Source organism: Cellulomonas sp. 73-92 (assembly GCF_001898175.1).
Classification (GTDB): domain Bacteria; phylum Actinomycetota; class Actinomycetes; order Actinomycetales; family Cellulomonadaceae; genus Cellulomonas.
Map to the genome: position 1 here is coordinate 514,704 of NZ_MKTH01000013.1, position 26,301 is coordinate 541,004.

Annotated in this window: 23 protein-coding genes and 1 pseudogene; 15 read left to right on the forward strand and 9 right to left on the reverse strand. The window is 72.9% G+C overall.

Annotated features, from left to right (window positions below):
- Window positions 1–33 precede the first annotated feature (33 nt).
- From BGO37_RS09030 to BGO37_RS09050, 5 genes are all read left to right on the forward strand, one after another.
- Window positions 34–690, forward strand: coding sequence for an MBL fold metallo-hydrolase (locus BGO37_RS09030; RefSeq protein ID WP_291754140.1), 657 nt, complete (start codon window positions 34–36; stop codon window positions 688–690).
- A gap of 244 nt (window positions 691–934) precedes the next feature.
- Window positions 935–2,797: a molecular chaperone DnaK gene (dnaK, locus tag BGO37_RS09035; RefSeq protein WP_291754142.1), complete on the forward strand. Its 1,863-nt coding sequence runs from the start codon at window positions 935–937 to the stop codon at window positions 2,795–2,797.
- Window positions 2,797–3,423 (forward strand): nucleotide exchange factor GrpE, encoded by a 627-nt coding sequence (grpE, locus tag BGO37_RS09040; protein WP_291754143.1) that lies wholly within the window; start codon window positions 2,797–2,799, stop codon window positions 3,421–3,423. The genes dnaK and grpE overlap by 1 nt, the downstream gene beginning before the upstream one ends.
- A gap of 28 nt (window positions 3,424–3,451) precedes the next feature.
- Complete coding sequence (locus tag BGO37_RS09045) at window positions 3,452–4,423, forward strand: DnaJ C-terminal domain-containing protein (protein ID WP_291754145.1); 972 nt, start codon at window positions 3,452–3,454, stop codon at window positions 4,421–4,423.
- A 5-nt stretch (window positions 4,424–4,428) separates the two neighbouring features.
- Entirely contained in the window at window positions 4,429–4,848 is a 420-nt protein-coding gene (locus BGO37_RS09050) for a helix-turn-helix transcriptional regulator (RefSeq protein WP_291754147.1), read from the forward strand.
- 13 nt (window positions 4,849–4,861) lie between these two features.
- Here the strand turns inward: BGO37_RS09050 and BGO37_RS09055 are convergent, their stop codons facing one another.
- From BGO37_RS09055 to BGO37_RS09095, 9 genes are all read right to left on the reverse strand, one after another.
- Window positions 4,862–6,478 (reverse strand): ABC transporter ATP-binding protein, encoded by a 1,617-nt coding sequence (locus tag BGO37_RS09055; protein ID WP_291754148.1) that lies wholly within the window; start codon window positions 6,476–6,478, stop codon window positions 4,862–4,864.
- Entirely contained in the window at window positions 6,475–7,581 is a 1,107-nt protein-coding gene (locus BGO37_RS09060) for a serine hydrolase (protein WP_291754150.1), read from the reverse strand. The genes BGO37_RS09055 and BGO37_RS09060 overlap by 4 nt, the downstream gene beginning before the upstream one ends.
- 5 nt (window positions 7,582–7,586) lie before the next feature.
- On the reverse strand, window positions 7,587–8,693 hold the full coding sequence (locus tag BGO37_RS09065; RefSeq protein WP_291754153.1) for a mandelate racemase/muconate lactonizing enzyme family protein: 1,107 nt from the start codon (window positions 8,691–8,693) through the stop codon (window positions 7,587–7,589).
- Window positions 8,690–9,178 (reverse strand): GNAT family N-acetyltransferase, encoded by a 489-nt coding sequence (locus BGO37_RS09070; protein ID WP_291754154.1) that lies wholly within the window; start codon window positions 9,176–9,178, stop codon window positions 8,690–8,692. The genes BGO37_RS09065 and BGO37_RS09070 overlap by 4 nt, the downstream gene beginning before the upstream one ends.
- A complete protein-coding gene (locus tag BGO37_RS09075) occupies window positions 9,175–10,356 on the reverse strand; it encodes an anhydro-N-acetylmuramic acid kinase (protein ID WP_291754155.1) in 1,182 nt (393 codons plus the stop codon). Before BGO37_RS09075 ends, BGO37_RS09070 begins: the two co-directional genes overlap by 4 nt.
- Window positions 10,356–11,258: an N-acetylmuramic acid 6-phosphate etherase gene (gene murQ, locus BGO37_RS09080; protein ID WP_291754158.1), complete on the reverse strand. Its 903-nt coding sequence runs from the start codon at window positions 11,256–11,258 to the stop codon at window positions 10,356–10,358. Before murQ ends, BGO37_RS09075 begins: the two co-directional genes overlap by 1 nt.
- On the reverse strand, window positions 11,255–12,160 hold the full coding sequence (locus tag BGO37_RS09085; RefSeq protein WP_291754160.1) for an ABC transporter permease: 906 nt from the start codon (window positions 12,158–12,160) through the stop codon (window positions 11,255–11,257). Before BGO37_RS09085 ends, murQ begins: the two co-directional genes overlap by 4 nt.
- Window positions 12,157–13,125, reverse strand: coding sequence for an ABC transporter permease (locus BGO37_RS09090; RefSeq protein WP_291754163.1), 969 nt, complete (start codon window positions 13,123–13,125; stop codon window positions 12,157–12,159). Before BGO37_RS09090 ends, BGO37_RS09085 begins: the two co-directional genes overlap by 4 nt.
- 79 nt (window positions 13,126–13,204) lie before the next feature.
- Complete coding sequence (locus BGO37_RS09095; RefSeq protein WP_291754166.1) at window positions 13,205–14,779, reverse strand: ABC transporter substrate-binding protein; 1,575 nt, start codon at window positions 14,777–14,779, stop codon at window positions 13,205–13,207.
- Window positions 14,780–14,919: 140 nt separating this feature from the next.
- Here BGO37_RS09095 and BGO37_RS09100 point away from each other — a divergent pair, with 140 nt between their 5' ends.
- The 10 genes and pseudogenes from BGO37_RS09100 (at window position 14,920) to BGO37_RS09145 (ending at window position 26,301) form a co-directional block, all read left to right on the forward strand.
- Entirely contained in the window at window positions 14,920–15,813 is an 894-nt protein-coding gene (locus tag BGO37_RS09100) for a MurR/RpiR family transcriptional regulator (RefSeq protein WP_291754168.1), read from the forward strand.
- Window positions 15,814–15,819: 6 nt separating this feature from the next.
- On the forward strand, window positions 15,820–17,124 hold the full coding sequence (locus tag BGO37_RS09105; protein ID WP_291754170.1) for a hypothetical protein: 1,305 nt from the start codon (window positions 15,820–15,822) through the stop codon (window positions 17,122–17,124).
- A gap of 146 nt (window positions 17,125–17,270) precedes the next feature.
- Window positions 17,271–19,073, forward strand: a complete 1,803-nt coding sequence (locus tag BGO37_RS09110; RefSeq protein WP_291754171.1) for an AAA family ATPase — start codon at window positions 17,271–17,273, stop codon at window positions 19,071–19,073.
- Between the two features lie 468 nt (window positions 19,074–19,541).
- Entirely contained in the window at window positions 19,542–19,787 is a 246-nt protein-coding gene (gene nrdH, locus BGO37_RS09115) for a glutaredoxin-like protein NrdH (protein ID WP_291754172.1), read from the forward strand.
- 230 nt (window positions 19,788–20,017) lie between these two features.
- Window positions 20,018–20,413, forward strand: a complete 396-nt coding sequence (gene nrdI / locus BGO37_RS09120) for a class Ib ribonucleoside-diphosphate reductase assembly flavoprotein NrdI (RefSeq protein WP_291754174.1) — start codon at window positions 20,018–20,020, stop codon at window positions 20,411–20,413.
- Window positions 20,392–22,490: pseudogene (gene nrdE, locus BGO37_RS09125) on the forward strand (class 1b ribonucleoside-diphosphate reductase subunit alpha). Before nrdI ends, nrdE begins: the two are co-directional and overlap by 22 nt.
- Window positions 22,491–22,522: 32 nt before the next feature.
- On the forward strand, window positions 22,523–23,500 hold the full coding sequence (nrdF, locus tag BGO37_RS09130; protein ID WP_291754175.1) for a class 1b ribonucleoside-diphosphate reductase subunit beta: 978 nt from the start codon (window positions 22,523–22,525) through the stop codon (window positions 23,498–23,500).
- Between the two features lie 69 nt (window positions 23,501–23,569).
- Window positions 23,570–24,967: a ferredoxin reductase family protein gene (locus BGO37_RS09135; protein WP_291754177.1), complete on the forward strand. Its 1,398-nt coding sequence runs from the start codon at window positions 23,570–23,572 to the stop codon at window positions 24,965–24,967.
- A gap of 52 nt (window positions 24,968–25,019) precedes the next feature.
- Window positions 25,020–25,535, forward strand: a complete 516-nt coding sequence (locus BGO37_RS09140) for an FMN-binding protein (RefSeq protein WP_291754178.1) — start codon at window positions 25,020–25,022, stop codon at window positions 25,533–25,535.
- 1 nt (window position 25,536) lies between these two features.
- A complete protein-coding gene (locus BGO37_RS09145; RefSeq protein ID WP_291754179.1) occupies window positions 25,537–26,301 on the forward strand; it encodes an FAD:protein FMN transferase in 765 nt (254 codons plus the stop codon).

Sequence of the window (26,301 nt, forward strand, 5' to 3'; positions counted from 1 at the left end):
GTGCTCACCGCCGGGCGCCACGGAGGGAGAACGATGTCCACGACCATCAGCAGCCTCGGCCACTCCTGCATCCGGCTCGAGAAGGACGGGCACGTGCTGGTCCTCGACCCCGGCGGGTTCAGCGACCCGGCGGCGCTCGACGGCGCCGGCGCGGTGCTGGTCACCCACGAGCACGTCGACCACGTGGTGCCGGACACGCTGACGGCCGCGCTCGCAGCCGCACCCGAGCTGCAGGTATGGGCCCCCGGAGCGGTGGTGGACCTGCTCCTCGCCGCGGGCGCCTCCGCCGACCGCCTGCACGCCGTCACCGAGGGTGACGTGTTCACCGCAGAGGGGTTCACGGTGCAGGCCGTCGGCCAACGGCACGCGGTGATCCACCCGTCCATCCCGGTGGTGGCCAACGTGGCCTACCTGGTGGACGGCGCCCTGCTGCACCCGGGCGACTCGTTCACCCGGCCGCCCGCCGGGGTGCATGTCGAGGTGCTGCTGCTGCCCGTGAGCGCGCCGTGGATGAAGCTCAGCGAGGCGGCCGACTACCTGCAGGCGGTGGCCCCCGGCATCGCCGTCCCGATCCACGACGCCATCCTCAGCGACGCCGGCCGCGGGCTGGTGGACCGCGTGATCCCGCAGGTCACGGGAGGGGTGGCGCAGTACCGCCGGCTCGCCGCCGGCGAGACGCTCACCCTCTGACCCGGCTCGTCCGGGGCCCGGACGAGCGCCCGGGGACGCGTGCGGGCGCCGCCGGCGGTCGATCCGTGCCGCGGGTCGGGAACACCGCGGGCTCGTCGAGAGTTGAGCCCTCTAGACTCAAGATTGGCCAACGGAGGTTGCGCCCCGCGACCTAGCGCTGCAGACTTGAGCCGGTTCGACTCAATACCTCGAGTCATCATCGGCATCCCGCACGAACCCGGCACGGCAAGGAAGGCATACAGACATGGCACGAGCAGTCGGCATCGACCTCGGCACCACCAACTCGGTGGTCGCCACCCTCGAAGGCGGAGAGCCCACGGTCATCGCCAACGCGGAGGGGTCGCGCACGACGCCGTCGGTCGTGGCGTTCTCCAAGACCGGCGAGGTGCTCGTCGGCGAGATCGCCAAGCGTCAGGCCGTCACCAACGTCGACCGCACCATCTCGTCGGTCAAGCGCCACATGGGCACGGACTGGACGCAGGAGGTCGACGGCAAGAAGTACACGCCGCAGGAGATCAGCGCCCGCATCCTCGGCAAGCTGAAGCGCGACGCGGAGGCGTACCTCGGCGAGCCCGTCACGGACGCCGTGGTCACGGTCCCCGCGTACTTCAACGACGCCCAGCGGCAGGCGACGAAGGACGCCGGCACCATCGCCGGCCTCAACGTGCTGCGCATCATCAACGAGCCCACCGCGGCGGCGCTCGCCTACGGGCTGGAGCGCGGCAAGGAGGACGAGCTCATCCTCGTGTTCGACCTCGGCGGCGGCACGTTCGACGTCTCCCTCCTCGAGGTGGGCAAGGACGACGACGGGTTCTCGACGATCGAGGTGCGCGCGACGAGCGGCGACAACCACCTCGGCGGCGACGACTGGGACCAGCGGATTGTCGACTGGCTCGTCGGCCAGGTGAAGAACTCCACGGGCGTCGACCTGTCGAAGGACCGCATCGCCCTGCAGCGGCTGCGTGAGGCCAGCGAGCAGGCGAAGAAGGAGCTGTCGTCCGCGACCAGCACGAACATCTCGCTGCAGTACCTGTCGATGAGCGAGAACGGGCCGGTCCACCTGGACGAGAAGCTGACGCGCGCCCAGTTCCAGCAGATGACGCAGGACCTGCTCGACCGCACCAAGGCGCCGTTCCACGCGGTCATCCGCGACGCGGGCATCAAGCTCGAGGACATCGACCACGTGGTGCTCGTCGGCGGCTCGACCCGCATGCCGGCGGTCACGGACGTGGTCCGCGACCTCACGGGTGGCAAGGAGCCCAACAAGGGCGTCAACCCGGACGAGGTCGTCGCCGTCGGCGCCGCGCTGCAGGCGGGCGTCATCAAGGGCGACCGCAAGGACGTCCTGCTCATCGACGTCACGCCGCTGTCGCTCGGCATCGAGACCAAGGGCGGCGTCATGACCAAGCTCATCGAGCGCAACACGGCCATCCCGACCAAGCGGTCCGAGATCTTCTCCACCGCCGAGGACAACCAGCCGTCCGTGCTCATCCAGGTGTTCCAGGGCGAGCGCGAGTTCGCGCGGGACAACAAGCCCCTCGGCACGTTCGAGCTGACCGGGATCGCGCCGGCGCCCCGCGGCGTGCCGCAGATCGAGGTGACCTTCGACATCGACGCGAACGGCATCGTGCACGTGTCCGCCAAGGACCGCGGCACGGGCAAGGAGCAGTCGATGACGATCACCGGCGGCTCGGCCCTCCCCAAGGAGGACATCGACCGCATGGTCAAGGACGCCGAGGCGCACGCGAACGAGGACAAGAAGCGCCGCGAGGAGGCCGACACCCGCAACTCCGCGGAGCAGTTCGCCTACTCGACGGAGAAGATCCTCAAGGACAACGGCGACAAGCTGCCCGAAGCCGTGAAGGACGACGTCACGGCCAAGATCGCCGAGGTCCGCTCGGCGCTCGAGGGTGACGACACCGCCCGCGTCAAGGCCGCCCACGAGGCGCTCGTCACCGCGGCCCAGAAGATCGGCGAGGCCGTCTACGCCCAGCCGAGCGCCGGGTCGGACGAGCCGGGCACCGCCGGCGCCGGGACCGGATCGACCGCGCCGGAGGACGACGTGGTCGACGCCGAGATCGTCGACGACGAGGACAGCACCAAGTGATGGCGGCATTCGACGAGCCCCGGTCGGGGTCGGCCTCGGCCGGCCCCGACGAGGGGGGTCCGCACGTGGTGGACAAGCGGAAGATCGACCCGACGACGTTCGAGGTCCGGGAGGGCGCTGCCGCGGCGCACGAGGCGCTCGAGCCCGTGGCCCCCGCGGCCGAGGCGCTCGCCGAGGCGCAGGAGCTCGCCGCCGAGCGGCTGGACCAGCTCCAGCGCGCCCAGGCGGACCTGTACAACCTGGACCAGCGGTACAACGCCTACGTGAAGCGGACGCGCGGCGAGCTCGCCCAGGCGGCGGACCGCGGCGCCGCCGCGCTCGCGGAGGCGCTGATCCCCGTGCTCGACGACATCGAGCTCGCCCGCAAGCACGGTGAGCTGACGGGCCCGTTCCAGTCGGTGGCCGAGCGGCTCGAGGCCACGCTCGTCAGGTTCGGCGTGGAGCGGTACGGCGTGGCGGGCGAGGAGTTCGACCCCACGGTCCACGAGGCGCTGATGCACGGGCACTCGGCGGACGTCGCGACGACCACGGTGCAGGAGGTGCTGCAGCCCGGGTACCGCACCGCGGACCGTGTGCTACGACCGGCCCGCGTGGCGGTGGTGGACCCGGAGGGGGCGCAGGGCTGAGCATCGGACGAGGCAGGAGGGAGGCGCCGTGACCGGCCAGGACTGGCTGGAGAAGGACTTCTACGCGGTTCTCGGCGTGCCCAAGGATGCCGATCAGCCGACCATCAAGAAGGCGTACCGCAAGCTGGCACGCCAGCTGCACCCGGACCACAACCCGGGCGACGCCAAGGCCGAGGCGCGGTTCAAGGACATCGGCGAGGCCTACTCGGTGCTCTCCGACCCCGAGCAGCGCCAGCAGTACGACCAGCTGCGGGCGATGGCCGGCGGTGCCCGCTTCACCGCGGGCAGCCGTGCCGGGGCTCCGGGCGGCGGCGCCGGGTTCGAGGACCTGTTCGGCGGGCTGTTCGGGGGCGGCGGCGGCACGCGGGTGCGCACCTCCACGGGCGGCGGCTTCGAGGACGTCCTCGGCGGGCTCTTCGGCGGCGGTGGCTTCGGCCAGCCGCGGGGGCCGCGGCGCGGGATCGACCTGACGGCGTCGACGACCCTGCCGTTCCGCACGGCGGCCGCCGGTTCCACGGTCTCCCTGTCGGTCGAGGGGCGGACGGTCAACGCCCGCATCCCCGCCGGGGTCAAGGACGGCCAGAAGATCCGGCTGCGCGGCAAGGGCCGCCCCGGGGAGCCGGGCGGCGAGCCCGGCGACCTGGTCATCACCGTGACGGTCGAGCCGCACCCGGTGTTCACGGCCGACGGGACCACGCTCAAGGTCACCGTGCCGGTGGCGTTCGACGAGGCCGCGCTGGGCGCGACCATCGAGGTGCCCACGCTCGACGGCACGACGGTCAAGGTGAAGGTGCCGGCCGGCACGCCCTCCGGCCGCACGCTGCGCGTCAAGGGCAAGGGCATCGTCACGCCGCGGGCCACCGGCGACCTGCTGGTGACCGTCCAGGTTGTGGTGCCCCAGAAGCTGACGCCGGCGGCGCGCGAGGCGGTGCAGGCGTTCGGCATCGCGACGTCGGGCGAGGACCCGCGCGCCGAGCTCATGGCGAGGGCCCGGGTGTGAGCCGCATGGACGAGGACGCGCGCCTGTTCGTCATCTCCGTGGCGGCGGAGCTGGCGGGCATGCACCCGCAGACGCTGCGGCAGTACGACCGGCTCGGCCTGGTCAGCCCCGGCCGCGCCCGCGGCCGGGGTCGGCGCTACTCGCTGCGTGACATCGCGCTGCTGCGTGAGGTGCAGCGCCTGTCGCAGGACGAGGGCGTCAACCTCGCCGGCGTCAAGCGCATCCTCGAGCTGGAGGAGGAGCTGACCATGGCCCGCCGCCAGGTGGAGTTCCTGCGCGACATGCTCGACCCCGGGCGCCGTGTGTTCACGGCCGACCCGACCGGCACGGTCGTCGCCGACCGCCGGCGCCCGGCCGAGACCGTGCGCACGACGACCGTCCGCATGCGCCGCCTGCTGCCGGGCCCCAGCTCGCGCCAGTCCTGAGGCCGGCCGGTCCTCAGCCGGCCGCGCGTCCCGGGATGGCCGCCAGGAGCTCCTGGGTGTACGGGTCCTGCGGGTGGTCGAAGAGGTCGTCGGGCGTCCCGGACTCGACGATGCGGCCGCGGTGCATCACGTGGACCTCGTCGGAGATCATCCGGACCACCGACAGGTCGTGGCTGATGAACAGGTAGGTGAGCTGCAGCTGGCGCTGCAGGTCGTCGAGCAGCCGGAGGATCTGGGCCCGGACGAGGACGTCCAGCGCGGACACGGCCTCGTCGAGGACCACCAGGTCGGGGCGCAGGGCGAGCGCCCGCGCGATCGCGACGCGCTGCCGCTGGCCGCCGGAGAGCTCGTGCGGGTACCGCTCGGCCAGCGCGGCGGGCAGGGCGACCTGGTCGAGCAGGTCCCCGACCGCGCGACGCCGCTGCGAGCCGTCCCCGACGCGGTGCACGCGCAGCGGCTCGGCGACGATCGCGGCGACGGTGTACCGCGGGTCGAGCGACGCGTACGGGTTCTGGAACACCGGCTGCACCCGGCGGCGGAAGTCGAACATCTGCGGCCGGGAGAACCCGGCGACGTCCGCCCCGTCGAAGAGGATCGACCCGGCGGTCGGGGTCTCGAGCGCCAGCACCATGTTGGCGGTGGTCGACTTCCCCGAGCCGGACTCCCCGACGAGCGAGACGGTCTGCCCGCGCGGGATGTCGAACGTCACGTCGTCGACCGCGGTGAGGGTCTCGCGCTCGCCCCGGAGGGCGAACTCCTTGCGCAGGCCGCGGACCTGGACGAGCGGGACGGGGGCCGACGCCGGGGCCGGCCGGGTGCGGACCGACGCCAGGCTCGGCGCGGCCGCCAGCAGCTCCCGCGTGTAGTCGTCGTTCGGCCGCCCGAGGATCTCCCGCGACCCGCCCTGCTCGACCACCCGCCCGCCGTGCATGACCACCACACGGTCGGCGCGCTCGATGGCGAGCGCCAGGTCGTGGGTGATGAGGAGCACCGCCGTGCCGAGCTGGTCGGTGAGCTCGTCGAGCTGGTCGAGGACCCGACGCTGGACGGTCACGTCCAGCGCGGACGTCGGCTCGTCGGCGATGAGCAGCCGCGGTCGGCAGGCCAGCCCGATCGCGATGAGGGCGCGCTGCCGCATGCCGCCCGAGAACTCGTGCGGGTACTGCCGGGCGCGCCGCTCGGGGTCGGGGATCCCCACCATCGACAGCAGCTCGACCGCCCCGGCCCACGCGTTCTTGCCCGTCGCCCGGCCGTGGACCTCGAGGGTCTCGGCCACCTGGGTGCCGATCCGCATCAGCGGGTTGAGGTTGGACATCGGGTCCTGCGGGACGAGCCCGATGTTCGCGCCGCGCAGGTGGATCATCTGCGACTCGGGCAGGTCCGCGATGTCCGTGCCCTCGTACCAGACCGCGCCGCCGACGATCCGGCCGTTGGACGGCAGCAGGCGGTTGACGGTCGCGGCGGTGGTGGACTTGCCCGAGCCGGACTCGCCGACGAGGGCGACGGTCTGCCCCGCGTGCACGTCGATGGAGGCGCCGACGACGGCGGGCACCAGCCCGGCCGCGGTGCGGAAGCTCACCGACAGGTCACGGATCGACAGGACGGGGGTCGTCGGCGGGGCCGCGGTCATGACGCTCCTCGGAGGGCGGGCAAGGGTTCGAGGCCGGCGACGGCCGCACGCCACAGCGCGGCCGTCGGCGCGGGAGGTCCGTCGGGCAGGAGGCGGTTCGAGGCGACGGCCACGACGACCGGCCGGCCCGGGACGAAGCCGACGGCGCACCCGGTGTAGCCCGGGTGCCACGCCCAGCGGCCGTCCCGGCGCCAGCCGAGCGCCTGCTCGGCGTCGGGCCCCGCGGCCACGAGCTCGGCCGCGACCGGTGCCGGCAGCGGGCCGTCGCCGGTGACCGAGAGCGCGAGCGCCCGCCCGGCGGTGAGGAGCTCGTCGACGGTGGCGAACAGGCCGGCGTGGCCCGCGACCCCGCCGAACGCGTGCCAGCAGTTGCCGTCGTTCGCCTCGCCGCGCAGCACGTGCGACCGCCAGGCGAACCCGTCGTCGTGCCAGCGGACCAGGTACGGCTCGCCGCTGTCCACCATGGCGCGCTCGGCGCGGTCGCCGACGGAGCTCGGGGCGCACCCCGCGGCGGTGCCGGGCGTCCCCGCGGGCAGGAAGCCGGCCGCCGGGATGCCGAGCGGAACCAGGGCGAGCTCGTGCACCGCCCGGTCGAGGGGCGTCGCGGCGACGGCCTCGACGACGCGGCCGAGGTGCAGGAAGCCGAGGTCGGAGTAGGTGCGCGCGGCGTCGAGCGGCGCCTCGGGCGTCACCGTGTCGAGCACGGCGCGGGCATCGTCGGCGGCGCCGGGCGCGAGGTACAGCGGCTGCCAGGCCGGCAGCCCCCCGCGGTGCTGCAGCAGGTGCCGGAGGGTGGTCCCCGGGTGGCCGGGGAACGTCGGAAGCACGGACCGGACCGGGGCGTCGAACGACAGCGCGCGGCGCTCGACGAGCGTGGCCAGCGCGACCGTCGTGACGACGGCCTTCGTCACGGAGGCGGCGTCGAAGCGGAGCCCCGCGCCCATCGGCGCCCCCGCGGCCTCGGTGCTGCCGTGCGCGACGACGGCGCGCTCCCCGGCGACGGCATAGCCCACGACGACGCCCGGCGGCGGCGAGCCGGCGGGCGCCTCGACGAGGGCCGCGGCGACCCGGGCCGCCCGGTCCTCGAGCTCCGTCGCGGGCACGGCGCTCACGAGAGGCCCCCGCCGATGCCGGGGCCGTCCGACCGGACCAGCACGTCGCCCTCGTAGCGCACCCGTGAGTCGTCGGGCGTGGCGAGCCACATCCCGGCGTCCAGGTCGTGGACGCGCGGGCCGCCGCGGGCGTCGAGCACCGCCGCGACCGCGACCGAGGTCGCGAGGCCGACGGTGCTCTCCATCATGCAGCCCACCAGCACGTCGAGGCCGTGCGCGCGCGCCCGGTCGGCGATGAGCAGCGCCTGCACCGGCCCGCCCGACTTGCTGAGCTTGACGTTGACGCCGTCCGCGGCGTCGTGGCGCGCGACGGCGTCGACGTCCGCGACCGTGTGCACGGCCTCGTCGGCCAGCACCGCGGTCAGCCCGGCGGCCCGGACGGCCGCGAGGGCCGGGAGGTCCGCGGCCGCCACGGGCTGCTCGACGAGCTCGATGCGCGCCCCCTGGTCCTGCCAGTGCTCGATGACGTCCACGGCGGTCCCGGCGTCCCACGCCTGGTTGGCGTCGACGCGCAGCCGCACCTCAGGGCCGAGGGCACGGCGCAGCTCGACGAGCACGTCACGCGTCACCGGCGCGTCGACCACCTTGACCTTGAGCGTGCCGAAGGCCCGGGCGTGCGCCACCGCCCGGGCGATCAGGCCGTCGAGCTCGTCCGGCGTGCGCACGGCGGCCAGCGTCATGTCCGTGCGGACGGCGCCGCGCGGGCGCTCCCGACCGCTGGCGCCCGCGCCGGCGAGGAGCTCGGCGAGGGGGACGCCGGCCTGCCGCGCCGCGACGTCGACGAGCGCCGACGCGACCGCGCTGCGCGCCGCCGCGTTGCCGACCACGGCGTGCTCGAGCGTCGGCGCCCACGACGCGACGTCGGACGGCTCGGCGCCGAGCACCGCGTCGGCCAGGGGTCCTTCGACGGCCGCCGCGACGCTCGCCGAGCTCTCGCCGGTGACGCGCCACGTCGTCACGGCCTCGCCCCAGCCGTCCACGCCGTCGTCGTCGACCGCCCGCACGAGCACCGCCTCGACGTGCGACGCCACCCGCTGCGCCGTGACGAACGGCGAGACCAGCGGCAGCCGGATCCGGTGGCAGGAGAGGCCGGCGATGCTCACGGTCCCCCCAGCGGGCGCTCGAGGCGCACCTCGGGCGCGCCGAACCGCTCCTCGACACGGGTCGTCCCGTCGGCGACCCAGCCCTGGTGCTCGTAGAACCGGCGAGCGGCGGCGTTCGCCTCGAAGACCCACAGCCGCGCCTGCGGCAGGCCGTGCTGCGCGAAGGAGCCGGTCGCGGCGGCCAGCAGCGCGGCGCCCGTGCCCTGGCCCTGGTGGCGCGGATCGACGTACAGCGACTGGACGGTCCCGTCGGCCAGCGTCCAGCGGACGACCCCGACGAGGGTTCCCGCCAGGTCGGCGACCAGCACCTCGGACCCGGCGTCCCGCAGCGCCTCGGCCCACAGGGCCGCCGCCGCTTCGTCGGTCATGGCGTCGAGGGTCTGCTGCGGCAGGACGCCCCGGTAGGCCGTCCGCCAGCAGGCGAGGAAGACGTCGAGGACGGCGGCCAGGTCGGACGGCCGCGCCGGTCGCAGCGTCGGGGTCATGCCCGGCCCCGCTCGTCGTGCAGCAGCAGGCGGTCCGGGCCGGCGGCCAGGGGCTCGGGCAGCCGGAGCGGGCCGGCGCCGGGCGTCAGCGTGCCGAGGATGCGGGCGCCGCTGGCACCGGTGCCCGCCGGCACCGTCCCCGGCAGCCCGTGCGCGGTGCACCAGCCGATGAGGGCGAAGGCGATGGCCTCCTTGTCGTCGGTGCCGGCTCCGAGGGAGTCGGCGGGCACCATTGCGACCCCCGGAAGCGCGGCGCGGAGGCCGTCGACCAGGACCGGGTTGTGGCACCCGCCGCCGGAGGTGGCGAGGAACGTCGCCCCCTGCCGGCGCACCTCGTCGGCGACGGTCCGCACCGTCAGCTCGGTGAGCGTCCGGACCAGGTCCTCGGGCGTCGGATCGGTGCCGGCGCGGCGCACGGCGTCCCGCACGTACGGGAGGTGGAAGTGCTCCTTGCCGGTGCTGCGTGGTGGCGGCAGGCGGTAGTACGGGTCGTCGAGGAGCACCGCGAGCAGGGTCTCGTCCACGTGCCCGGCGGCCGCGATCCGGCCGTCGGTGTCGAAGCCCGCCGGGTCGAGCCGGTCCGCGGCGACGACGGCGTCGACCAGCGCGTTGGCCGGACCGGTGTCGTAGGCGACGAGCGTGCCGTCCGGCCGGAGCACGGTGATGTTGGCGATGCCACCGAGGTTGAGGGCGGCGGCCGTCCCACCGCGCCCGGCCAGCAGCAGGGAGTCCAGGTACGACACCAGGGGCGCGCCGTGGCCGCCCGCGACGACGTCCCGGATGCGGACGTCGGACAGCACCGGCGCGCCGACGCGCTCGGCGATCCACGCCGGCTGCCCGATCTGGAGCGTGCCGAGGGCGTGCCCGCCCTCGACCCAGTGGAAGACGGTCTGCCCGTGCGAGACGACGAGGTCCACGCCGCCGACCTCGGTGGCGGCGGCCGCGGCGACGGCGGCGAACGCCTGGCCGACGGCGGTGTCGAGGCGGCACACCTCCTCGAGGGAGGTCGCGGCGGGCGGCAGCGCCGCGGCGAGGCGGGCCCGCACGTCCGCGGGGTAGGGCGTCGTGCCGGCCAGGAGCACGCGACCGTGCAGCGTCCCGCCGTCGAGGGCGAAGTCGACGACCGCCGCGTCGATGCCGTCCATCGAGGTGCCGGAGATCATGCCGAGGACCCGCATCACACCTCCCCGAAGGCCTCGCGCAGGCGGCCGCCGGCGGCCTCGAGCCGCTCGCGGCCGGCCGCCGGGTCGAGCCCGAGCCGGAGGGTCACCGCCGCCACCTTGACGTCCCAGCCGGCGGTCCCCAGCGCGGCACGCGCCGCGGGGGCGTCCACACCGGTCAGCTGGCGCACGATGCGGACCGCGCGCTCGCGCAGCTTGTGGTTCGTCGGCCGCACATCGACCATGAGGTTCCCGTAGGTCTTGCCCAGCCGCACCATCGTGATCGTCGAGATCATGTTGAGCACGAGCTTCTGGGCCGTGCCGGCCTTGAGCCGTGTCGACCCGGAGATCACCTCGGGCCCGACGACGACCTCGATCGGCTGCTCGGCGGCCCCCGCGAGGTCGGAGCCCACGTTGGAGGTCAGGCCGACGGTGAACGCGCCCAGCTCGCGCGCCCGGCTCACCGCCGCGACGACGTAGGGCGTGCGGCCGCTGGACGCGATCCCGACGACGGAGTCCAGAGGCCCCACCCCGGCGTCGTCGATCGCGGCGGCACCGGCGCCGGCGTCGTCCTCAGCCCCCTCGGCGGGTGTGACGATCGCGGACGGCCCACCGGCGATGATCGCCGTGACCAGGTCCGGCGGGGTGCTGAAGGTCGGCGGGCACTCGGAGGCGTCGAGGACGGCGATCCGGCCCGGGGTGCCGGCGCCGACGTAGATGAGACGACCGCCGCGCGCCATTCGCTCCGCCACCGCCGAGATCGCGGCGACCACCTGCGGCAGCGCGGCCCGCACGGCGTCCGGCACGGTGCGGTCGGCGTCGTTCATCGTCGCGGCGAGGTCCGCCACGCTCATCCGGTCGATCTGGGCGAACCGGGGGTCGGTCGCCTCGGTGGCCAGCGTCGCCAGGTCGTCGCTCATCGCCAGTCCTTGCCACGAGGATCGAGCACGTCACGCATGCCGTCGCCGAGCAGGTTGAGCCCGACGACGAAGAGCACGATGACGACGCCGGGCGCCACCATCGTCCAGGGCGCGATGGTCACCAGGGTCTTCGACTCGTAGATCATCGAGCCGAGCGACGGTGCCGGCGGTGGGGCGCCCAGCCCGAGGAAGCTGAGCGAGGCCTCCGTCAGCACCGCCCACGACAGCGCGAGCGTGACCTGGACGATGACGATCGAGGAGATGTTCGGCAGCACGTGCCGCACCATGACGGCCCACCGGGGCTCGCCGATGCTCGTCGCGGCGCGCACGTAGTCGATCTCGCGCAGGGACAGCACGGGCCCGCGTGCGACGCGGATGAAGATCGGCACGTAGACGATGGCGATCGCCACCGCGACCGTGAACCAGGTGCGCGTGAACACCGAGGCGAGCGACAGCGCCAGCAGCAGCGGCGGGAAGGCGAAGAGCACGTTGGTCAGCCCGCTGATCACGGCGTCCGAGGAGCCGCGGTAGAAGCCCGCCACCACGCCCGCCAGGGTCCCGACGACGGCGGCGAACGCCACCGCGGTGACGGCGATGAGGCCGGAGTTGGCGACGCCGGCGGCGACGCGGGCGAAGATGTCCCGGCCGAACTGGTCGGTGCCGAACCAGTACGCCGCCGAGGGGGCCTTCAGCCGCGCGGGCGGGTTCTGGGCGACCGGGTCGTGGGGGAGCAGGCCGAACGTCGAGGCGAGCGCGAGCAGCACGAGGGCGAGGGTGATCACGCCGCCGGCCAGGGCAGTCGGGTTGTGCAGGAAGGCGCGCACGCGGCCCGCGACGCGCCCCGCGCTGGGGGGAAGGTCGGCGGTCGCAGTACCCGCGAGGGGTGTCGTCAGGTCGGTCACGCGGCACGCACCCGGGGGTCGATGAGGCGGTAGAGCGCGTCGGTCAGCAGGTTGACGACGACGAACGCCAGGGCGATGACGAGCACCGTGCTCTGCACGGTCGCGTACTCCTTCTGCTGGATGCCGAGGAGCACCTGCCGCCCGATGCCGGGGAGCGAGAACACCTGCTCGACGACGACGGCTCCGCCGAGGAGGTAGCCGAACTGCAGGCCCGTCATGGTGACGATCGGCACGAGGGCGTTGCGCAGCACGTGCCGCGCCTGCAGCCGCCGCGGTGGCACGCCCTTGGCGCGCGCCGTGCGGACGAAGTCCTCGGACCGGATCTCGAGCACCGCGGACCTCGTCGTGCGCATGATCGGCGCCGCGATGCCGAAGGCGAGCGTCAGCGCCGGCAGCACCATCTGCTCCAGGTTGAGGCCGAGGTCCTTGCCCGGTGACGCGTAGCCGGCGCCGTTGGGGTTCCAGTGCAGCCAGGCGGACAGCGCCGACAGCAGCGCGGTGGCCAGGAGGAACGCCGGGATCGACAGGCCGGCGAGGCCGACGACCTGGCCCGCGGCGTCCCGTGCGGAGTTGGGCTTGGAGGCCGAGAGCATGCCCAGCGGCACGCCGATGACGAGCGACAGCACGATGGTCAGCAGCGCGAGCTCGAGGGTGACGGGCAGGGCCTGCGCGGTCAGCGCCAGCACCGAGGTGTGGGCCCGCGACGACCAGCCGAGGTTGCCCGTCAGCAGCCCGCCGAGCCAGGAGAAGAACTGGACGACCAGGGGCCGGTCGAGCCCGTAGTACGCCTCGAGCGAGGCGCGCTGCTCCGGCGTCAGCGCCGCGGTCTCGATCCCGAGGTTGGCCGTGATCTGGCTGCCGGGGATGGCGCGGAGCATGACGAAGACGACGACCGCGACGCCGAACAGGGTCGCGAGCGCAGTGACGAGCCGCCGGACCAGGGTGTGGCGAAGGAGGGTGCGCACGGCCGCTCTCTCGGGACGGGGCTTGGGGGTGCCGGTGGTGTGCGGCGGGGGCTGCCGCACACCACCGGCAGGATGCGGGCTAGGAGAGCCCGGTGGTGCGCAGGAACTGCAGCGAGTTGTTCGCCATGGGGACGAAGCCCGTGACGCCCTTGACGGTCGCCGTGTAGTTGTAGCCCGTGAAGAGCCACACCCAGGCGGCGTTGTTCTCCAGCTCCTCGCCGATCTTCTTGTAGATCGGCTTGCGGACCGCCGGGTCGGAGCTCGCGCGGCCCTGGACGAACAGCTGGTCGAGGGTGGGCGAGCTGTAGCCGGCGACCTTGTTGAGGTTCCCCGTGCTGGTGAAGTACCGCGAGTACATGCCGTCCGGGTCGGGGCGCCCACCGTTGAGCGCGACGGCCGCGTCGAAGTCAGCCGCGACCCACCGGTCGACGTAGGCGCCGGACTCGAGCACCTCGAGCTTGAGCGTGATGCCGGCCTCGGCCAGCTGCGACTGCAGGTTCTGCGCCTCGTTGACCGAGGTCGAGTACTCACCGGTCGAGACGATCGTGTCGATGGTCACGCCGCCGGACTTCCCCGCCTTCGCGAGGTAGTCCTTCGCCTTGGCGACGTCGCGCGTCGGGCACGGCCGGTCGTTCGGGTCGGACTTGTAGGCCGGGGACGTGATCGGCCCGGTCACCTCGCCCTCGCCGAGGGCGGCGGTGTCGAGCACCTGCTGACGGTCGATGGCGCACTGGATCGCCAGCCGCACGTTGACGTCGGACAGCACGCTGCGGCTCGCGTTGAGCTGCAGCACGTGGTAGCTGAGCTGCGGCGTCTTCTGGATGGTGAGCCCGGCCGCCGCCGCCGTCTGGGCGACGAGCGGGTCGTCGAGCACCGACATCTGGACGTTGCCCGACTGCATGGCCGAGACGATCGACGACTGGTCGGGGATCACCCGGAACTCGACCGTGTCGAGGAGCGCCTTGTCGCCCCAGTACGCCGCGTTGCGCGCGACGGTGAGCGACTGGTTCGGCGTGTGGGCCTTGAGGACGAACGGCCCCGTGCCGTCGGGCGTGGTGGCCAGGGTGGCCTCGTCGGCCTTGGCGGGCACGATGGCCATGTTGATGACCGCGAGGTTGGCCAGCAGGGCCGCGTCCGGCGCGGACAGCGTCAGGACCACCGTGCTGGCGTCGGGTGCCGCGATGGAGGCCACCGACGCGAGCGATGCGGCGGCGACCGCGGCCGTCGCCTTGTCCTTGATCTTGGTCAGCGACGAGACGACGTCGGCGGAGCTGAGCGTGCTCCCGTCGGAGAACGTGACGCCCTGGCGCAGGTGGAACGTGACGGTCAGGCCGTCGGACGAGACGTCCCAGGAGGTCGCCAGCCCGGGGACGACGTTCAGGTCCTTGTCGAACTCCGTGAGCGTGCCGTACAGGGTCTGGAGAACGGCGACGGCCTGGAACTGTGTCGCCTTCCAGGGGTCGAGCGTGTTCGGGTCGGAGGTGACGCCGACGACGAGGTTGCCTCCGGCCGCCGGTGCCGCGCCCGTCGTCGCCGGAGCGCCGGCGGACGACGTGTCGGACGGCTGCGGTGTCGCCGAGCAGGCCGCGAGCACGAGCGCGAGAGTTGCGAACCCGGCGGCGAAGAGGCCGCCGCGGCGAGAGCCACGTTGCATGTGAACTCCTCGATGATGGTGGTTCGGTGCGGGTTGGCGGACAGTGAAGCACCCGCCGCAGGTCGATGTACAGAAGGTACGACGGATAGGATCATGGCGTAATAAAGTTACGGACTTGTGACACGAGGAAGGCCGGGACCGTGAGCCTCACGACCGTCGAGGGCGCCGGGCCGACGGTGCTCGTCCGCATGCGCGCGCTGCGGCCCGAGCTCACGCCGGTGGAGAACCGGATCGCCGAGCAGTTCCTCACCGCGCCGGCCGAGACCGCGGCGCTGTCGATCGCCGAGCTGGCCGCGCGCTGCTCGACCTCGACGGCCTCCGTCGTCCGGTTCAGCCGTCGGGTCGGGTACGAGCGCTACCGCGACCTGCGGCTCGACGTCACCCGCGCCGCGATGCGGGAGACGATGGAGACGGACGGGCTCGCCACCGTCTCCGGCGACATCGACCGCAACGACTCGCTGGCGGACATCGTGGCGAAGGTCTCGCTCGCGGAGACCTTGTCCATCTCCGACACCGTCTCCGCCCTCGACGTCGGCGTGCTCGCGACGGCCGTCGACGCCGTGACCCGGGCCCGCCGCGTCGACGTCTTCGGTGTCGGCGCCAGCGCCGTCGTCGGGCTGGACCTGCAGCGCAAGCTCGTCCGCATCGGCCGGACCGCCCTCGAGTGGTCCGACTCGCAGGCCGCCTGGACGTCCGCGGCGACGCTCGGACCCGGATGCGTGGCGATCGCGATCTCGCACTCGGGCGCGACCGCCGACACGATCGAGTTCCTCGGCATCGCGCGCGCCACCGGGGCGACGACGGTGGCGATCACCAACCACGGCGCCTCGCCGCTCGCGCAGCGGGCCGACCTCGTGCTGACGACGGCGGCGCGCGAGACGTCCTTCCGCTCGGGCGCCCTCGGCAGCCGGATCGCCCAGCTCATGGTGGTGGACTGCCTGTTCATCGGTGTCGCGCAGGCGACGTACGACGCGTCCATGGAGGCGCTGCGCCGCACGTACGTCGCGGTGCACCGGGCGCGCCCCGAGGCGTAGCCGGGCGTGCGCGCGTCCCGCACGCTCGTCGCGGCGTTCGCCGGCATGGGCGCGCAGGCCTCGGTCGTCCCAGCCCTGCTGCCCGCCTGGTCCCAGCGTGCGGGCGACGGCGTGCTCGCCGCCGTGCCCGCGATGTTCGCCGGCCTGTTCGTCGGGGTGCTCGCGGCCGTCCCCGTGCTGGCACGGTTCGGCCCGGGGCGGGTGCTGCGCGGCTCCACCGCCGCCCAGGCGCTGGCGCTGGTCGGACTCGCCCTGGCCGGCCGGGGCACCACGGCCGGCTCGGTGCGTGCCGTGGTGGTGGTGGCGGCCGTGTCGGGGGTGGCGTTCGGGGTCACCGAGAGCGCGACGAGCCTGGCCGCCCGGGCGGGCGCCGGCACCGACCGCCGGCTCGGTGGGCTGCTCGCCGTCTCCGCCGCCACGGCGGCCGTGCTCCCGGTGCTGGCGTTCGCCGCGACGCGCGCCGGCGTCGCCGACGCGGCGCTCCTGGTCGCCGCGATCCCCGCCACCGTCGTCGCGCTCCGCCCCGCGGTGGGCACGAGGAGCCCGGCGTCGCCCGTCGCACCGGCACCGAGCGCGGTGCCCGCCGGTGGGACGAGCGGGACGGTGACGAGCGCGGTGCGCCCGCCCGGTGGGCCGGGCCGGGAACCCGGGCCGGACCGACAGCCTGAGGAGGCCGCCGTCACGAGCACCGCGTCCGCCCCGAGCGGGCCGCCCGGGCGGGGCGGGCTGGTGCGGGTCCTCGCCCCGGCCGGGGTGGCGCTCGCGCTGTACGTCGGCGTCGAGACGGTGCTGTCCGGCTGGTCCGCCGTGCTGGTCCACGACCTGCTCGGCGCGGACCCGGCGCTCGCCGCGCTCGGGGCGTCGGCGTTCTGGGTGCTCATGTCCGCCGGGCGGGCGTGGGGTGCGCGGACGCGCGGCGGCGTGATGGTGCGCGCCCTGGTCGCGACGGGGCTCTTCGTCTGCGCGGCGGCCGGCGGCCGCGCGCCGGTGGCGGTCGTCGCCGCGTGCGCCGCGACCGTCCTCGTCGTCGCCCCCGCCTACCCTCGGCTGCTCGGCGCCGCGCTGGACCGCCTCGACGGGCCGTCGGCAGTCCGCTGGACGGGCCCCCTCGTCGCCGCCGGGGCGGCGGGCGGCAGCCTCCTCCCGGCGCTGGTGCTCCGCCTCGGGCCGCCGAGCAGCGCGCCCACGTTCGTCTCGGCAGCGACGGCGTGCCTGGCCCTGGCCCTGGCCTCATGGGTGCTCATGGGGCGGCCCGCCGCCGCGCGCCCGGCACCCGCCGTGCCGGACCGGCGGGCGGCGCCCCGGCGGTAGCCCGCCACCCGCCCGGCGCACGGTCCGGGCTCGTGCGCCCAGGCCTGGTCGGTTCGCCCGAGTTGTCGGGTTCGTCGCGTGCGCTCACGATGAAGCGACCGCCTCGCGGAACCGCCCGGGGACGGTGAGTCGAGCGGAGGTCCGCCATGAGCCGCGTCCCCGAGCAGGAGCGGGAGCTCAACGACGTCGCGCTGGACCGCGAGCGGCAGCGCCGCCGGCGGCTGCTGCGCCTGGCGGTCGCCCTCATGGTCCTCAACGCGTGGCTCGTCCTGCGCGCCCTGCAGGGCCGGCCGGCGCTGCCGACGCTGCACGTCGACCCGCTGGTCGTCGTCCCGATCCTCTTCTTCGTCGCGCTCATCGCCGTGATGGTGGGCACCACCATGGGTGCGGGCCGCTCGCCGCACAGCGTCGTCCGGCCGGAGCAGGTGGACGTGCGGCTCGACGACGTCATCGGCATCGACCCGATCGTCGAGGACGTGCGCCGCTCCATCGACCTGTTCTGGACCTACCGCCGGTTCGCCGACCAGATGGGCGGCACCCCGCGCCGCGGCCTCCTGTTCGAGGGGCCGCCGGGCACGGGCAAGACGATGACCGCCAAGGCGATGGCGGCCGAGGCCGGCGTGCCGTTCCTCTTCGTCTCGGCGACGAGCTTCCAGTCCATGTACTACGGCGCGACGGCCCGCAAGATCCGCTCGTACTTCCGGGCGCTGCGGCGCGCGGCGCGCGCGGAGGGCGGCGCGATCGGCTTCATCGAGGAGATCGACGCGATCGCCATGCGGCGCGGGTCGCTGCTCTCGTCCTCGGCCACCGTCGCGCCCGGACCGCGCGTCGAGCGCGTCGTCTCGGAGGGCACCGGCGGCGTGGTCAACGAGCTCCTGGTGCAGATGCAGTCGTTCGACGAGCCGGTGGGCGTCGAGAGGCTCGTCGGGCGCGTGCGCGAGTCGCTCAACCTGCTGCTGCCGGCGGAGCGGCGCCTGCACGCGCACCCGGTGCGCCGCGCCCCGATCCTGCTCATCGCCGCGACCAACCGTGGCGACGCCCTCGACCCCGCGCTGCTGCGCCCCGGCCGGTTCGACCGGCGGCTGACGTTCCCGGCGCCGGACGCGCGGGGTCGTCGTGCGCTCGTCGACCACTTCCTTACCACCCGCGCGCACGACGACGAGCTCGACGACGCCGCGGTGCGCGACCGGGTCGCCGCGGCGACGAACGGCTGGACCCCGGTGATGGTGGAGCACCTGCTCGACGAGGCGCTGGTCAACGCGTTGCGCCGCGGGGCGGGCTCGATGAGCTTCGCGGACGTCGAGCACGCGCGCATCACCGAGATGGTCGGCCTCGGACACCCGGTGACGTACACGCCCGACGAGCTGCGCCTCATCGCCACGCACGAGGCCGGCCACGCGACTACGGCCTGGCTCGTCGCCCCGAAGCGGCACATGGAGGTGCTGACCGTCGTCAAGCGCGGTGAGGCTCTCGGGCTGCTGGCGCACGACGACCTCGAGGAGGTCTACACGCACACGCGCGACGACCTGCGGGCGCTGGTCCAGATCGCGATGGGCGGCTGGGTGGCCGAGGAGCTGTTCTTCGGCGAGACGACGACGGGGCCCGCCTCCGACCTGGCGGCCGCGACCCGCACGGCGGCGCAGATGGTCGGCGCCGCGGGGATGGGCGGCTCGCTGGTCTCGTTCGCCGCGAGCGGCCGGGACCTCGTCGAGTCGGTGCTGGCGGACACCCGGGCGCGCGACGAGGTCGAGCGTGTGCTCGACGAGGCCCGGGCCACCGTGCGCCGGCTGCTGGCGGCGAACAGCGACCTGGCCGCGGCGCTGCGCGACGCGCTGATCGACCGCCACGAGCTCATCGGCGACGAGATCACCGCCGTCCTGGAGGCGGCCGTGGCCGCCCGCACGGCGGCGCCCGGCGAGCCCGGTACCCCCCGCCTCCGCATCGCCTGACCGCCGCCGCCTCATCCCCTGACGTCGCCCCGCACGGTCGCCTGACCCCACCCGCCGGGTCGTCGGTTCGACGCCAGTTCGTCGGTGTGAACCGCCGGGTCGGCGTCGAACCGACGAGTCGGGGCCGCCGGGGCGGCGGCCGGCTGTGGACGACTGCCCGGCGGGGTGTGGGCGAGGCCGACACGCCGGTGGGCGGGCCTGTGGACGGCGCGCCGGGCGCTGTTGACGGGCTGTGGGCGACGCGCCGGACGCGGCGCGACGGCGCAGCCCAGGGGGTCGTGTCGGTGGTGGACGGTAGCCTCGACGACGTGTGCACAGGGTGAAAAACCACATCCGTGTAACACAAGCCCTAGTGGTAGTTGGCAACCGAGACCACAAGGTTTAGTGTCGAATCCCGACGCGCAAGGAAGCGGACGCGTCGCCCGAACGTTGTACCAGAAGCACTGCACCAGCCCGAGGGAGCCCACGATGACGATCACGGTCTACAGCAAGCCGTCATGCGTCCAGTGCAACGCGACGTATCGCGCCCTCGACAAGCTGGGCTTCGAGTACGAGGTCGTGGACATCACCGAGGACGCCGACGCGCGCGACTACGTGATGTCGCTGGGTCACCTGCAGGCCCCGGTCGTCATGGCCGGCGGCGACCACTGGTCGGGCTTCCGGCCCGACAAGATCAAGGCGCTCGCGGACCGCGTGGCGGCTTCGGTCGCCTGACGCCACCGCCCCCTGAGGGGGCCACCGCACTCCCCGGGCCGGCGTGAGCACAGCCCGCGCCGGCCCGGCGGGCAGGTGTCCTGCGCCGCACACCCCCGGTGGACCGGGGCACAACCAGCAGCACGAAGGTCCCGGGCAGAGGTCTCTGTCCCGGGACCCAGGACTTTCGGCCTAGGGCACGACGCCCGAGGGCACGACGCCCGAGGGCACGACGAGCGGAAGGAGAAGTCATGCCGGCCTTGGTCTACTTCTCGTCCGTCTCGAACAACACCCACCGGTTCGTCGAGAAGACGGGGCTGCCCGCCCACCGCATCCCGCTGCGGCCGACCGAGGGGTTCCTGCGCGTCGACGACCCGTACGTGCTCGTCGTGCCCACCTACGGCGGCGGCAACGAGGGCGGGGCGGTCCCGCGCCAGGTCGTCACGTTCCTCAACGACGAGGGCAACCGGTCGCTGATCCGCGGCGTGATCGCGGCCGGCAACACCAACTTCGGGAAGGCGTACTGCCTCGCCGGCGACATCGTCGCGGCGAAGTGCGGTGTTCCCTACCTGTACGCCTTCGAGCTCATGGGTACACAGCGTGACGTGGAGCGCGTCCGCACGGGATGGGAACGGATGTGGCGATGACGGTCACCGAGTTTCGGGTCGACACGACGGGGCTGGACTACCACGCCCTCAACGCGATGCTCAACCTGTACGGACCGGACGGGAAGATCCAGTTCGACAAGGATCGCGAGGCGGCGCGGCAGTACTTCCTGCAGCACGTCAACCAGAACACGGTGTTCTTCCACGACCTCGACGAGAAGCTCGACTACCTCGTCGAGAACAAGTACTACGACCCGGCCGTGCTGGCGAAGTACGACCGGCCGTTCCTGCACAGCCTGTTCGACTACGCGTACTCGAAGAAGTTCCGGTTCTCGACGTTCCTCGGGGCGTTCAAGTACTACACGAGCTACACGCTGAAGACCTTCGACGGCAAGCGCTACCTCGAGCGGTTCGAGGACCGGGTCTGCATGGTGGCGCTCGCGTTGGCGGACGGTGACCAGGACTTCGCGATCTCCCTGGTCGACGAGATGATCGCCGGCCGGTTCCAGCCGGCGACGCCGACGTTCCTCAACCTCGGCAAGGCGCAGCGCGGCGAGCCCGTCAGCTGCTTCCTGCCAAGCGCGGCGGCGGCGTGGCGCTGCTGCTGTCGAACATCCGCGAGCACGGCGCGCCGATCAAGCACATCGAGAACCAGAGCTCCGGGGTCATCCCCGTCATGAAGCTGCTCGAGGACTCGTTCAGCTACGCCAACCAGCTCGGCGCCCGCCAGGGCGCGGGGGCGGTGTACCTGCACGCGCACCACCCGGACATCTTCCGGTTCCTCGACACCAAGCGCGAGAACGCCGACGAGAAGGTCCGCATCAAGACGCTGTCGCTCGGCGTCGTCGTGCCGGACATCACGTTCGAGCTGGCCCGCAAGAACGAGCCGATGTACCTGTTCAGCCCGTACGACGTCGAGCGCGTCTACGGGGTGGCGTTCGCCGACATCAACGTCACCGAGAAGTACCACGAGATGGTCGACGACAAGCGCATCCGCAAGACGAAGATCGACGCCCGCGAGTTCTTCCAGCGGCTGGCGGAGATCCAGTTCGAGTCGGGCTACCCCTACATCGTGTTCGAGGACACGGTGAACCGGGCCAACCCGATCAAGGGCAAGATCACGATGTCGAACCTGTGCTCGGAGATCCTCCAGGTCTCCACGCCGTCCCGGTTCAACGAGGACCTGTCGTACGCCGAGGTGGGCCGTGACATCTCGTGCAACCTCGGCTCGCTCAACATCGCCCTGACGATGGACTCGCCCGACTTCGGCAAGTCGGTGGAGACGGCGATCCGGGCGCTGACCGCGGTGAGCGACCAGACGTCGATCGAGTCGGTCCCCTCGGTGAAGAAGGCGAACGCCGGCGGCCACGCGATCGGCCTGGGGCAGATGAACCTGCACGGGTACCTGGCCCGCGAGCGCATCTTCTACGGGTCCGACGAGGGCCTCGACTTCACCAACATGTACTTCTACACGGTGGCGTTCCACGCGATCCGCGCGTCGAACACGCTGGCGATCGAGCGCGGCCGCGCGTTCGACGGCTTCGAGGACTCGAAGTACGCCAGCGGCGAGTACTTCGCGAAGTACATCGAGAAGGAGTGGGCGCCGCGCACCGAGCGCGTCGCCGCGCTCTTCGCGGGCGCCGGCGTGCGCATCCCCACGCAGGACGACTGGCGCGCCCTCGCGGCGTCGGTCCGCGAGCACGGCATCTACAACCAGAACCTCCAGGCCGTCCCGCCGACGGGCTCGATCAGCTACATCAACCACTCGACGAGCTCGATCCACCCGATCGCCAGCAAGATCGAGATCCGCAAGGAAGGCAAGATCGGCCGCGTCTACTACCCGGCGCCGTTCATGGACCACGACAACCTGGAGTACTACCAGGACGCGTACGAGATCGGCCCCGAGAAGATCATCGACACCTACGCCGAGGCGACGCAGCACGTCGACCAGGGGCTGAGCCTGACGCTGTTCTTCAAGGACACGGCCACCACCCGCGACCTCAACAAGGCGCAGATCTACGCCTGGCGCAAGGGCATCAAGACGATCTACTACGTGCGACTCCGCCAGATGGCCCTCGAGGGCACCGAGGTGGAGGGGTGCGTCAGCTGCATGCTGTGACGCGTCCGTAACGGAACTGGCGAAGGAACCCGATGACCCCCCCGAAGCTCAAGCTCATCGACCGCGTGACCGCGATCAACTGGAACCGCCTGGAGGACGACAAGGACCTCGAGGTCTGGGACCGGCTGACCGGCAACTTCTGGCTGCCGGAGAAGGTGCCGGTCAGCAACGACATCCAGAGCTGGGCCACGCTGAGCGAGGCCGAGAAGACGATGACCACGCGCGTCTTCACCGGCCTGACGCTGCTGGACACCATCCAGGGCACGGTCGGTGCGGTGAGCCTGATCCCGGACGCGCTGACGCCGCACGAGGAGGCCGTCTACACGAACATCGCGTTCATGGAGTCGGTGCACGCGAAGAGCTACTCGTCGATCTTCTCGACGCTCATCTCCACGAAGGAGATCGACGAGGCCTTCGCCTGGAGCGAGGAGAACGCGAACCTGCAGCGCAAGGCGGCGATCGTCCTCGAGTACTACCGGGGTGACGAGCCGCTCAAGCGCAAGGTCGCCAGCACCATGCTCGAGTCGTTCCTCTTCTACTCCGGCTTCTACGCGCCCATGTACTGGGCGTCGCGCGCCAAGCTGACGAACACGGCCGACCTGATCCGCCTCATCATCCGCGACGAGGCCGTGCACGGGTACTACATCGGCTACAAGTACCAGAAGGGCCTTGAGCAGGTCTCCGAAGCGCAGCGCGCGGCGCTCAAGGACTACACGTTCGAGCTGCTCTTCGAGCTGTACGACAACGAGGTGGAGTACACCCAGGACCTCTACGACGACCTCGGCCTCACGGAGGACGTCAAGAAGTTCCTGCGCTACAACGCCAACAAGGCCCTGATGAACCTCGGCTACGAGGCGCTCTTCCCGCGCGACGAGACCGACGTCAACCCGTCGATCCTCTCGGCGCTGAGCCCCAACGCCGACGAGAACCACGACTTCTTCTCGGGGTCGGGCTCGTCGTACGTCATCGGCAAGGCGGTCAACACGCAGGACGAGGACTGGGACTTCTGACCTACCCTCACAGCCGGCTGACAGGAAGCGCGAAGCGGGCACCGAGGCGCGGCGGGCACTGTAGGTGCCATGACGAGCATGACGGCGCCCCGCCAAGCGGCGGACGCACGACGAACCAGCCGGCCGGCACCGCGGGGCAGCACGCCACGGCGTGAGCCCGAGGGACGCTACCCGGTGCGGTCGGCGATCGTCGCGGCGTGCATCGCCGTCACGCTCTTCTGGTGGCACGGCACGCCGGCCGCCGCGGGCGGCACGCCCGGTGGCGCGATCGTCGCGATCGCCGAGCTCACCGGCCTGATCGCGTCGGTGCTCGTCTGCGCGCAGCTGCTGCTGGTGGCGCGTGTGCCGTGGTTCGAGCGGTCGGTCGGCATGGACCGGCTGGTGTCGTGGCACAAGTCGCTCGGCACCACCGTGATCCTGCTCATCGTCGTCCACGTGCTGGGCATGATCGTGGGCTACCAGCTCATCCAGGGCCAGACGCCGTGGGGGTCGTTGGTGACGCTCCTCCACACGATCGCCGACCTGTGGTGGGCCCTCATCGGCACCGCCGTCTTCTTCGCCGTCGGCCTGTCGAGCGCCCGGCTGCTGCGCCGCAAGCTGTCCTACGAGTGGTGGTACGGCATCCACTTCACGGTCTACGGCGCGATCGCGCTGACGTTCGTGCACCAGGTCAACGCGGGCGTGAACTTCGTCGGGGTCCCGCTGGCGCGGGCCGCCTGGTTCGTGCTCTACGGCGCCACCGCGTGGACGATCCTCTGGTACCGCGTCATCCAGCCGATCGCCCGGCACGTCACCCTCGGGGTCCGCGTCGCCGCGGTCGTCGAGGAGAGCGTCGGCACCACGAGCGTGTGGCTGCAAGGCAAGGGGATGGACCGGCTGGCGCCGCGGGCCGGGCAGTTCTTCCTCGTCCGCTTCCTCGCCCCCGGGCACCTGCTGACGGCCCACCCCTACTCGTTGTCCCTGGTCCCGACGGGTGACCACCTCCGGTTCACGGTCGGGGCGCTCGGTGACCACTCGTCGGCCGTCAAGCACCTCAAGGAGGGCACCCCCGTGCTCCTCGAGGGTCCGTTCGGCCGCATGACGGCGGACCGCGCCCGCTCCCGGCGGGTGCTGCTCGTCGCCGGCGGCGCCGGCATCGGGCCGGTGCGTGCCCTGGCCGAGGACCTCGTCAACTCCGGCCACGACGTCGTCGTGGTGCACCGCGCCCACTCCGCCGAGCGGCTGGCGCTGGCCTCCGAGTTCCCCGACGCCCCGCGGCTGCGCTACGTGCCCGTCGCCGGTCGCCGCCGCGAGCTGGGCTACGACCCGCTCGTCCCCTCCGCCCTCGCCGGCCTGGTCCCGGACGTCCGTTCCCGTGACGTCTTCGTCTGCGGCCCGCCGGCGATGGTCGACACCGTCGTCGCGTCCGTCCGGGCACTGGGTGTGCCCCGGTCCGCCATCCACACCGAGGAGCTGAGCCTCGCATGAACTCACCCCACGAACTCGCTCGCTGCGCTCACGAACGAGCGGGGGCCCCGAGATGAGCACCACCCCCTGGCGCGGCACGCTGATCTTCGTCGGCGGCATAGCCGCCATCGCCGCCACCGCCGTCACCCGGTTCGCCGGGGCCGACGCCAACGCCGCCCCTCACCTGGCGACCGGGTCGTCGACGGCCGGCTCGACCACCGCGGGCACGTCGGGGTCCGCCTCGACGGCCGCCAACGGTTCGACGGGCACCTCGTCGGGCCCCGCCTCCACCTCGAAGTCGTCGACGACGAGCGGCACCGTCACGGTGGTCGGCAGCACGGTGCAGACCCCGTACGGCCCGCTGCAGCTCTCGGTGACGTTCAGCGGCTCCAAGATCACGAACGTGCAGGCGCTGCAGTACCCCAACTGGCACGGCTACTCCGTGCAGCTCAACCAGTACGCGATCCCGCAGCTGAACCAGCAGGCAGTCGCCGCCAACTCCGCGAACATCAACGGCGTCTCCGGCGCGACGTTCACCTCGCAGGCCTACGCGCAGTCCCTGCAGGCCGCCATCGACCAGCACGGCTGACATGCGCCGCGTCGAGGAGGTGATGGGGACGGTCGTGTCGCTCGACGTGCGGCACGCCGACCCCGTCGCCACCGAGGCGGCGATGGAGCACGCCTTCGCCGTGCTGCACGAGGCCGACGAGCGATTCAGTCCCTTCCGCCCCGACAGCGAGCTCTCGCGGCTCGACCGGGGCGAGCTGGCCGACGACGAGCTCAGCGCCGACATGCGCGAGGTGCTGGCCATCGCGGAGCGAGCGCGGACGGACTCCGACGGCGTCTTCGACGTGCACACGCCTGACGGCCGTCTGGACACCAACGGCGTCGTCAAGGGCTGGGCCGCGCAGCGCGCGGCCGACGGGCTCGTCGCCGCCGGGATCGCCGACTTCTTCCTCAACGCCGGTGGCGACGTCGTCGCGCGAGGTGAGCCGGAGCCGGGGCAGGCCTGGCAGGTCGGTGTGCGGCACCCGACCGACCCGCTGGCGGTCCTCGCCGTGCTCACGGTGCGTGACGGGGCGGTCGCCACGTCCGGCACCTACGAGCGCGGCGCCCATGTGTGGGACGGCCGCACGGGCTCGCGCGACGTCCCGCTCGTCGCGGCCACCGTCGTCGCGGCCGACCTCACCGTGGCGGACGTCCTGGCCACGACGGTGCTGGCGATGGGCGACCCCGGCCCGGCGTGGGCGATCGCGCACGGCGCCGCCGCGGTGCTGGCGGTGCCGGTGGATGGCCCGGCGACGATGCTGGTGGCGTCCCCGGAGGGCGTGCCGATGGAGACGGCCGCGGGCTGA